Annotated in this window: 8 protein-coding genes; all 8 read right to left on the bottom strand. The window is 36.2% G+C overall.

Features of this window, described 5'->3' with window-relative positions; genetic code table 11:
* Window positions 1-94: 94 nt before the first annotated feature.
* Window positions 95-922 (bottom strand): 16S rRNA (adenine(1518)-N(6)/adenine(1519)-N(6))-dimethyltransferase RsmA, encoded by an 828-nt coding sequence (gene rsmA / locus ACQV2G_RS05160; RefSeq protein ID WP_428873343.1) that lies wholly within the window; start codon window positions 920-922, stop codon window positions 95-97.
* A gap of 49 nt (window positions 923-971) precedes the next feature.
* Complete coding sequence (gene rnmV, locus ACQV2G_RS05155) at window positions 972-1,547, bottom strand: ribonuclease M5 (RefSeq protein ID WP_428876290.1); 576 nt, start codon at window positions 1,545-1,547, stop codon at window positions 972-974.
* Window positions 1,547-2,332, bottom strand: a complete 786-nt coding sequence (locus ACQV2G_RS05150) for a TatD family hydrolase (protein ID WP_428876289.1) — start codon at window positions 2,330-2,332, stop codon at window positions 1,547-1,549. Before ACQV2G_RS05150 ends, rnmV begins: the two co-directional genes overlap by 1 nt.
* A gap of 109 nt (window positions 2,333-2,441) precedes the next feature.
* The gene (gene metG, locus ACQV2G_RS05145; RefSeq protein WP_428875184.1) at window positions 2,442-4,478 is read right to left on the bottom strand and encodes a methionine--tRNA ligase; all 2,037 of its coding nucleotides are present in this window, start codon (window positions 4,476-4,478) and stop codon (window positions 2,442-2,444) included.
* 119 nt (window positions 4,479-4,597) lie between these two features.
* Window positions 4,598-6,022, bottom strand: a complete 1,425-nt coding sequence (locus tag ACQV2G_RS05140; RefSeq protein WP_428876288.1) for an NlpC/P60 family protein — start codon at window positions 6,020-6,022, stop codon at window positions 4,598-4,600.
* Window positions 6,023-6,216: 194 nt separating this feature from the next.
* Window positions 6,217-7,485, bottom strand: coding sequence for a tyrosine--tRNA ligase (gene tyrS / locus ACQV2G_RS05135; protein WP_428873200.1), 1,269 nt, complete (start codon window positions 7,483-7,485; stop codon window positions 6,217-6,219).
* A 65-nt stretch (window positions 7,486-7,550) separates the two neighbouring features.
* Window positions 7,551-7,730, bottom strand: a complete 180-nt coding sequence (locus ACQV2G_RS05130; protein WP_428875182.1) for a hypothetical protein — start codon at window positions 7,728-7,730, stop codon at window positions 7,551-7,553.
* 10 nt (window positions 7,731-7,740) lie between these two features.
* Complete coding sequence (locus ACQV2G_RS05125) at window positions 7,741-8,427, bottom strand: NAD(P)H-dependent oxidoreductase (RefSeq protein ID WP_428876287.1); 687 nt, start codon at window positions 8,425-8,427, stop codon at window positions 7,741-7,743.
* Window positions 8,428-8,490: the final 63 nt, after the last annotated feature.

The following is an 8,490-nucleotide window of genomic DNA, read 5'->3' as shown; positions in this document are numbered from 1 at the left end:
TAGTTTTATCCCGCAAATTTTTAAAATTTCAGGACATTTTCATTTACGGTTGACATGTATTATCGTCTAACATTATCGTCTAACAATTATTCTATCAATTTCTTTCACTTAAAATGTTAAAAAGCTTAATAAACTCATCCAAATTTAATGTTTCAGCGCGACGGCTAGGTAAAATATCCGCCTTAGCAAAGCAACTTTCTAAGTAAGTTGCTTCTTGATTGGGATAATAAACTTTTAAATTATTCCACAGGGTTTTTCTACGTTGTTTAAAGCAAGCTTGAACAAACTGTTGAAATGACCTACTGTTTTTAAAGTTGTGAGATGGATTTTCTAAGCTCGTTAATTTTAACACAGCAGAATCGACATTGGGTCTGGGCATAAAAACAGTGGGAGGGACAATAAATGCTAATTCCGCTTTCATTTGAAGCTGAATAGCCACTGTTAGTGAATTATAAGCTTTGGTTCCTACTTGCGCAGTCATGCGCTCAGCTACTTCCTTTTGCATCATCATGACTAAAGAATCAAAGGACAACTGGCTAGCTAGTAAATGCATAATGATAGGCGTCGTAATATAATAAGGTAAATTAGCGACCACCACTAAGCGTTTACTTTGGTGTAAGTAAGCATAATCTGATTGACTAAAATCAACTTTTAAAATGTCTCGATGAATAACTTCAACGTTTTCATAGGGAGATAGGGTATCTTGAAGAATATTTACAAAACGTTGATCTATTTCAAATGCCAACACTTTCTTAGCAGATAAGGCCAAAAACTCTGTCAGAGCACCTATTCCTGGACCTATTTCGATAACGGTTGTTTCTGAATCAATCTCTGCTACTTCTACTAACCTTTGTAGAATTTGAGGCTCTACTAAAAAGTTTTGCCCTAAACTTTTCTTCATTTTTATATCATACTGCTTCATAATCGAACTTGTACGACTGGGTGTTGCTATTAGTTTATGATCAATATCTTTATTCACTTTCTTCCCTCCTTTTTAAATAAGCTAGTATCTCTTGACGACTTACTTGGTACTTAGCCAATTGCTTTTGTAACTGCTTAGCGTTAACGTGTCCTAAATTAAAATGACTAGCTACTGTCTGCCTTAAAACATTGGCTTGCTCTGTTCCAGCTAGACCCATAGCCACCAGTTCTGCCATGGGTATCGGTTTTAATTCTTTTTGAGGCGACATCTTTGTTACTTTACTTAAGGCTGCTTGAATATCGGCTGCACTGGCATGTTCAATTCCCAAAGAATCTTTTTTACGGTGTGAATTTGCAGCTTCTTGACTTAAAAAAGCTTCTTTAACGCTTGGAATTTGAGTACGAATAATTCTGCGAATGCGCTCGCCAGGATAATCAGGATCAGTAAAGACTATTACGCCAAATTGCTTATTAGCTTCTTCAATTCGGCTGAGGATTTCTTGATCAATGGCCGACCCATTGGTTTCAATCACTTTAATACTTGGGCCAAAAATCTGATTAAGACGTTGGGTATCAGATCGACCTTCTACTACCACCACTTCGGTGGGCACTTCTATTTCTTTCATTAAGCTTCCTCTTCTGGTTGCCAATTAAATAGCTTAAAGGCATTTTCACTTGTTATCCGGGCAACTTCTTCGACGGAAAGGTTTCTAACTTCAGCCAACTTTTCCGCTACATACTTAACGAAAGCTGGTTCGTTTTGCTTTCCTCTCATTGGAACAGGGGCTAAGTAAGGAGCATCTGTTTCGATCAATAGTTTGTCTAGTGGTGTAATGGCCGCAGCTTGACGGACATCTTCCGTCTTTTTAAAAGTGACCACCCCACTAAAAGATAAGTGCATACCTAAATCTAAAAAGCGCTTCGCCTCCTCAGGTCCTTCTCCAAAAGAGTGCATAATTCCCCCAGCTGCTGGAAGCCCTTCTTCCTTAAGAATTCGGTAGCAATCTTTGGTTGCTTCGCGATTATGAATAGTAATTGGTAGATTATGTTCCTTGGCAATGGCTATTTGCCTTCTAAAGACTTTAGCTTGAATATCTTTGGGAGAGGTATCCCAATGATAATCCAAACCTATTTCACCTAACATTTTGACACGATCTAATTCTAACCACTTATGTAAATCGTCTTCAAAAGTTTGATCATAATAAATGGTTTCGGTGGGATGACAACCTACCACACTAATCAAATGCTTATGCTCTTGGCTAAGCGTTAGACTGCGATCGATGGTAGGACGATCAAAACCAACAACTGCTAAAAAACCGACGCCTGCTTCTTTAGCTCTTTGTAAATATTCTTCTTCTTTCCCATGAAATTGGGAGACATTTAGATGAGTGTGTGTATCAAATAATTTCATTTTTTTCTCTCCAATCTTTTGTTATTTTAACATAACTCGTTCTTTTCAAACAGATAGGCTCATTAAACATAAAAAGGACAAGTGCGAATACTTGTCCTTTTTATTCTTTTTACCCAATCAGTGAACCATTTTTGGCTTGATCTGGGGCAAAAACTAAATGTAAATCTTTGCCACTTTCAGCAGATAAAATCATACCTTGACTAATATGACCCATCATCTTTCTCGGTTTAAGATTTGCCACAACCAAGACTTTTCTGCCAATTAACTCTTTGAAATCCGGATAGTATTTTTTAATACCCGATAAGATTTGACGATGACCTTGGTCACCTGCATCCAGTCTAAAGCGTAACAACTTATTGGAGCCTTCTACTTCGTCGACATCAATAACTTCTGCTACTTTAATTTCAGTTTGAATAAAATCATCAAATGCTACTTCTGCCGTTTCAGCATAGCTTAACTGAATTGCTTCCGGGTCCCAGTCAGGATCAGATACTGTTAAATTAGCTGAAGAAATATCCTTTTGACTTTCAAGAGACATGGCTTCTTGTAAATAAGTAATCTCTTCTTCCACTTCCAAACGAGGAAAGATAGGAACACCTTTTTTAATTACCTGCGCATTTTCTGCAAATTGACCAAAAACTAGATCGCTTAAATTAGCGTTTATTTCTTCCTCAACACCCAATTGTTTGAAGATTTCCAATGGAGCCTGTGTCATAAAAGGTCTTAATAAATGACCGATGATGCGTAAGCTTTCTGCCAAATGGAACATTACAATGGCTAAACGATCTGTTAATTGTGAGTCTTTTGCTAAATTCCAAGGTTCAGTTTGATCAATATACTTGTTAGATCTAGAAACAATCGCCATTAAGGCGTCAATCGCTTTATCAAAAGCCATTAATTCCATTTTTTCATGGTATGCTTCTAAATGATCTGTTAAATAATTAGTGAACTCTTTATCCAAATCATTTTGTGACTGCAAAACTTGCTTGTTAGGTACGGCACCTTGGAAGTATTTATTAATCATCGCAACAGTACGGTTGAGCAAGTTTCCTAAGTCATTGGCTAATTCAGTATTGATGCTTTTAACGAAGTCTTCTGGTGTAAATACAGAATCACTCCCCAAACTCATCCCTCTTAAAAGATAGTAACGAGTCGCATCAAGACCATATCGTTCAATCAAAATCTCTGGGTAAATCACATTCCCTTTGGATTTAGACATCTTGCCATCTTTCATGACAATCCAACCATGGGCATAAATACGTTTCGGTAAAGGAAGATCTAAAGCCATTAATAAGGCGGGCCAATAAATCATATGGAAGCGCGAAATATCTTTGCCTAAGACGTGAATATCCGCAGGCCAAAACTTTTTAAAAGCTTCATCATTATCGCTACCATAACCTAAAGAGGTGATATAATTAGATAGTGCATCAATCCATACATAAACAACATGTTTAGGATTTGTCTTCACTGGGATTCCCCAACTGAAGGAGGTCCTTGATACTGCTAAGTCTTCTAAACCAGGTTTGATAAAGTTATTAATCATTTCATTTTTTCGAAATTCAGGTAAAATCACTTGATCATCGGATTCGTAATATTCAATTAACCGATCCGTATATTTGGCTAATTTAAAGAAATAAGATTCTTCTTTTACTAGCTCTACTTCATGGCCGGAAGGAGCAATTCCTCCCACGACATTACCCTTTTCATCTTTAAAGACTTCCGCTAGCTGCGTTTCGGTAAAATACTCCTCATCACTGACTGAATACCATCCTGAATATTCACCCAAATAAATATCGCCTTGTTCTAATAATTGGTCAAAAATCTTTTGAACCGCTTGAACATGATAGTCGTCAGTAGTACGAATAAAATGATCATTAGTTATTTCTAGTTTTTGCCAAAGCTTTTGAATTTCTTCAGCCATTTCATCAACATATGCTTTGGGCTCTAAATTTAATTCCTCAGCTTTTTGTTCAATCTTTTGACCATGTTCATCAGTTCCAGTTACAAAGAAAACATCGTAACCCATTAAACGCTTATAGCGTGACATGGTATCAGCAGCTAGAGTGGAATAAGCATTTCCTATATGCAATTTACCACTGGGATAATAAATCGGTGTTGAAATATAAAAAGTTTTTTGTTCGGTCACGGATGAGTGCCCCTTTCAAATAAATTATCTCTCATATTATATCATAGATTAGAAGCAGTCTTTTGCTTAATTAAATGATTGTATAAAAAAAGAGTCAGTTTCCTGACTCTCATTAATTTTTATAAGACTCTTACCGCAAACGATGGGGTAAATGTTGAAATGTTTGAGTAACCTAAAGGTGTGCCTGGTTGAGAAGCATGAATATAATTTCCTCCACCAGTTGCTAAAGCAACGTGGTAAGTTCCTCCAGGACTACCCCAGAAGTATAAGTCACCTGCTTGTGCTTGGTCTATTGAAATTCTAGTGCCCGCATTTTCTTGAGCACCAGTCCATCCACCAATTTCCATACCATAGGTCTCTTTGAAAACATATTGAACAAACCCTGAACAGTCAAATCCTGCTGGAGATTTACCTCCCCATACATAAGGGATACCAATATATTTTTCAGCATTTCCGATTAATGATCCAGTATTATAAGACAAGTCTGGCGCTTGGACTTCTTCGATTACTTCTGCAGTGGTTGCAATCACTTCAACCGCTGTTGTTTCTAATGGCTCAAGACTCGTTTCAACAACTTGTGTTGTTTCAACTGGCGCAACAGTGGTTTCGATAGCTTGTGTTGTCTCAATAGGCTCTAAACTTGTTTCTACTGCTTGAGTTGTAACAACTGCTTCTTCACTTTCAATTGTCTCTAGTGAAGCAACTACTTCATATGAAACTTCTGCTGTTTGTGTAGTCTCTTGAGTTGTTTCAATTGTTTCTAATGGTGCTACTTCTGAAGTTACAACATCTTCACTAGATTCAACAACTGCTTCTTCAACTGCTTGTGTGTTCTCAATAATTGCTACTTGAGTTGCCGCTTCAAAGGCCGCTGCTTCTGCTTCTAGAGCTAGACGGTTTTCTTCAGCTAATTCTGCTTGTCTAGTTAATTCTGCGTAAGCTAATTCTGCTGAAGCTGTTTCAACTTCTAAATCACCTTTTAATGCTTCTAAGCTGATCATTTTATCAACTTTTGTTGCTTTAGCTTTTTCAGTCGCTACTTTTTTAGCTTCAACACTTGCCATGTCTTCTTTTTGACTATTTAATAAATCCTTATTAGAAGAAACCAGCTTGATAATTACATCCATTCGTCCAACGAAATCAGAAAGTGATTCTGAAGATGCTAAAATATTTAGGTAGTTGGTAGTTCCACCTTTTTCTTGAATAGCAACCGCTTGTTCAGCAATTAACTCTTGACGCTTGTCAATCATTTCTTGTAGTTCTTCAATTTCTTGGTTTAATAATTCAATTGTTTGGTTATCGTCTGAAATCGAATTTTGAAGTTGCTCAGCCTCTTCTTTAATTGTTTCAATTTGATTGTATGAATTTACTAACTGAGCATATAGCTGAGTTTGTTCAGCATTTAAATTATTTACTTGATAATCAATGTTTGCATTAATACCCTCAATATCTTGAGCATAGATTGGTAAACTACTAACTGATGAAAGTATAATTGATGAAGTTAATAATGTCGTTAATAGCTTCTTAGAAAATTTGATTTTCATTCTTATTAGCTCCTCTTTGAACTTTTATTTAAATATATCTATTGATACTTTTCTCTTAACAAGAATGATATTAACACATTAAACATCAAAAAAGGGCGTTTTCGTTGAATCGTATAAGACTTGTAACCTTATTGAAACATTTGAACAGATAAAAACATCCTTAGAAATTTTCTAAGGATGTTTTGAACCAACCGCTATTTTAAAGTGACCAGTGTATAGTGTTTTTTCCCGCGTCTGACAATAATATAAAGGTCTCCAATGGCATCTTTTTGACTGATTTCATAATCCAAATCAGTTACTTTTGTGCCATTAATTAATATAGCACCGTTGCTAACAAATTCTCTGGCTTGTCTTCTGGACTGAACGATCCCTGTCTCCACTAGCCAGATTACAATATTCATTGCTTCTTTATTCGCTAGTGCATGCGGCATATTTTTAAATCCTGCTTCAATTTGTTGAGTAGTTAGATTACCCACATTACCGGTAAACAGAGCGTGAGTAATTTTTTCGGCTTCTTCTAATGCTTCTTGACCATGCACAAACCGTGTGATTTCCTCGGCTAAACGACGTTGTCCCTTTCTTAAATGCGGTTGTTCAGCCACTTCTTTTTCTAAAGCTTCAATTTCTGATTGCTCGAGGAAAGTGAAATATTTTAAATATTTAACAACATCATCATCTGCTTGATTAAGCCAGAATTGATAAAATTCATAAGGAGTCGTCTTTTCTGGATCTAACCAAACAGTTTCTCCTCCTGCTGATTTGCCAAATTTAGTACCGTCTGACTTAAGCATTAAAGGAATAGTTAAACCATAGGCCTCTGCTTCTGTTCCTTCCATACGACGGATAAAATCTAAACCTGCTGTAATATTTCCCCACTGGTCACCACCACCGACTTGTAATTGAACATTTTGTGTTTGGAAGAGGTAATGAAAATCAACGGATTGAAGAATTTGGTAGGAAAATTCAGTAAATGAAATTCCATTCTCAAGTCGACTGGCTACAACATCCTTAGCCAACATCGTATTAACATTAAAGTGTTTACCATAATCTCTCAGAAATTCTAATAAAGAGAGCTTACTTAACCAATCATAATTATTCATTATTTTGAAAGTATTATCAGCCGAATCCCCTTTTAAGAACAGTTTTTCCATTTGTTGTGTCAGCTTCTGAGCATTTTTTTGGACTACTTCCATTGTTTGTAAGCTTCTTTCACTGGTTCGACCTGAAGGATCGCCAATCGATCCTGTTGCCCCTCCAATCAAGACAATCGGTTGGTGACCGGCTAATTGAAACCGCTTTAAAACCATAAAAGGAATTAAATGCCCAATATGCATAGAATCCCCCGTTGGATCTACTCCGCAGTATAAGGCAATCGTTTTTTTAGATAATAACTTCTCTAAACCCTCTGCATCTGTTTGTTGATTGATAGCGCCTCGCCACTTTAAATCTTCAATTATTGACATCACATTCACTCCCACTCGTTCTTTCGTTTTAGTATAAAGTCTATTCTACTATCTTGCAAGCCTATCTAAGACCAAGCTTTGGGACTCCATGCATTAGCATCTAATTGGTCTCTATTTTGTTCAATTCTCTTCTCTTGCTCTTTCAAAACAGCTAAAGCTACCTTTAAAACAGCACGACTTGGATAATCTTTGCAACTTTCTACCCATTTTTCAATAGGAACTTGGAACATCTTTGCTTTTTGCATATTATCTTTACTACTCCTCATCAAAAAGTTCTAATTCTTTTAGCTCGTCTGCTTGGTCAATTAATTTCTGAATAAATTGGTCATATATATGCTGATCAAGCGGGTCTAAATTTAATTTTAGTCGATCAAGTTCTTCTAACAAAACATTCACCTTATCTTTTAGTAAATAAAGTCGACCTGTTTTTAAATAAGTCACGTAATCAATCATTAAATGATATTTTTCTTCTTCTGTTAAATAATGAAATTGTGAAATAATAAAAGGTGGACGATACTTCATAGCAAAATCGTTTGCCCAAGCATAATAAGGTGACATTAAGTCCGCTAAACTAACTCCCGCTCGTTCACCTGGTTGAAAACTTTCGAGTCTAGAACCTACCGTTAATACAATTCCAAATTCTTTATCTTGTAAAATTTTCACTGTCTGTTTAAAGTTTAATTGATCATTAAACACTTGGTCCATCCAAACCTTTAAGATAGCCGGTGCTTGATACCAATACAGAGGAAATTGAAATAAAATACGCTCATAATCAGCCATTCTTAAAAGCTCTTGTTTGGAATCAAAAAAACCTTTGTCTTGCCACTCAGCCGTTAAATCAACGTAGTCTGTTTGGGTGAGCGCTTGGCCACTAGCTAATAAAAATTGCTGGCTAGAAGAATTTGCTAGCTGATCATGGGCGATAAAGCATAAAACATCCATATCTTTCCTCCTTATTTCTTATATCCAATTATTTTAACAAAAGCACTCCAACTTCCAATAAAT

It is taken from the genome of Facklamia sp. P12955 (assembly GCF_050409565.1).
GTDB lineage: Bacteria > Bacillota > Bacilli > Lactobacillales > Aerococcaceae > Facklamia.
The sequence above is the reverse complement of the archived record's forward strand: the minus strand, read 5'-3'. Positions and strand labels throughout refer to the sequence as shown.

Bases quoted from the DNA above. Each gene is read 5' to 3' on its own strand.
- tyrS (WP_428873200.1), bottom strand. From the start codon at position 7,485: ATGTCAATAATTGAAGATTTAAAGTGGCGAGGCGCTATCAATCAACAA.
- ACQV2G_RS05125 (WP_428876287.1), bottom strand. From the start codon at position 8,427: ATGGATGTTTTATGCTTTATCGCCCATGATCAGCTAGCAAATTCTTCT.
- ACQV2G_RS05150 (WP_428876289.1), bottom strand. From the start codon at position 2,332: ATGAAATTATTTGATACACACACTCATCTAAATGTCTCCCAATTTCAT.
- rsmA (WP_428873343.1), bottom strand. From the start codon at position 922: ATGAAGCAGTATGATATAAAAATGAAGAAAAGTTTAGGGCAAAACTTT.
- ACQV2G_RS05130 (WP_428875182.1), bottom strand. From the start codon at position 7,730: ATGCAAAAAGCAAAGATGTTCCAAGTTCCTATTGAAAAATGGGTAGAA.
- rnmV (WP_428876290.1), bottom strand. From the start codon at position 1,547: ATGAAAGAAATAGAAGTGCCCACCGAAGTGGTGGTAGTAGAAGGTCGA.
- ACQV2G_RS05140 (WP_428876288.1), bottom strand. From the start codon at position 6,022: ATGAAAATCAAATTTTCTAAGAAGCTATTAACGACATTATTAACTTCA.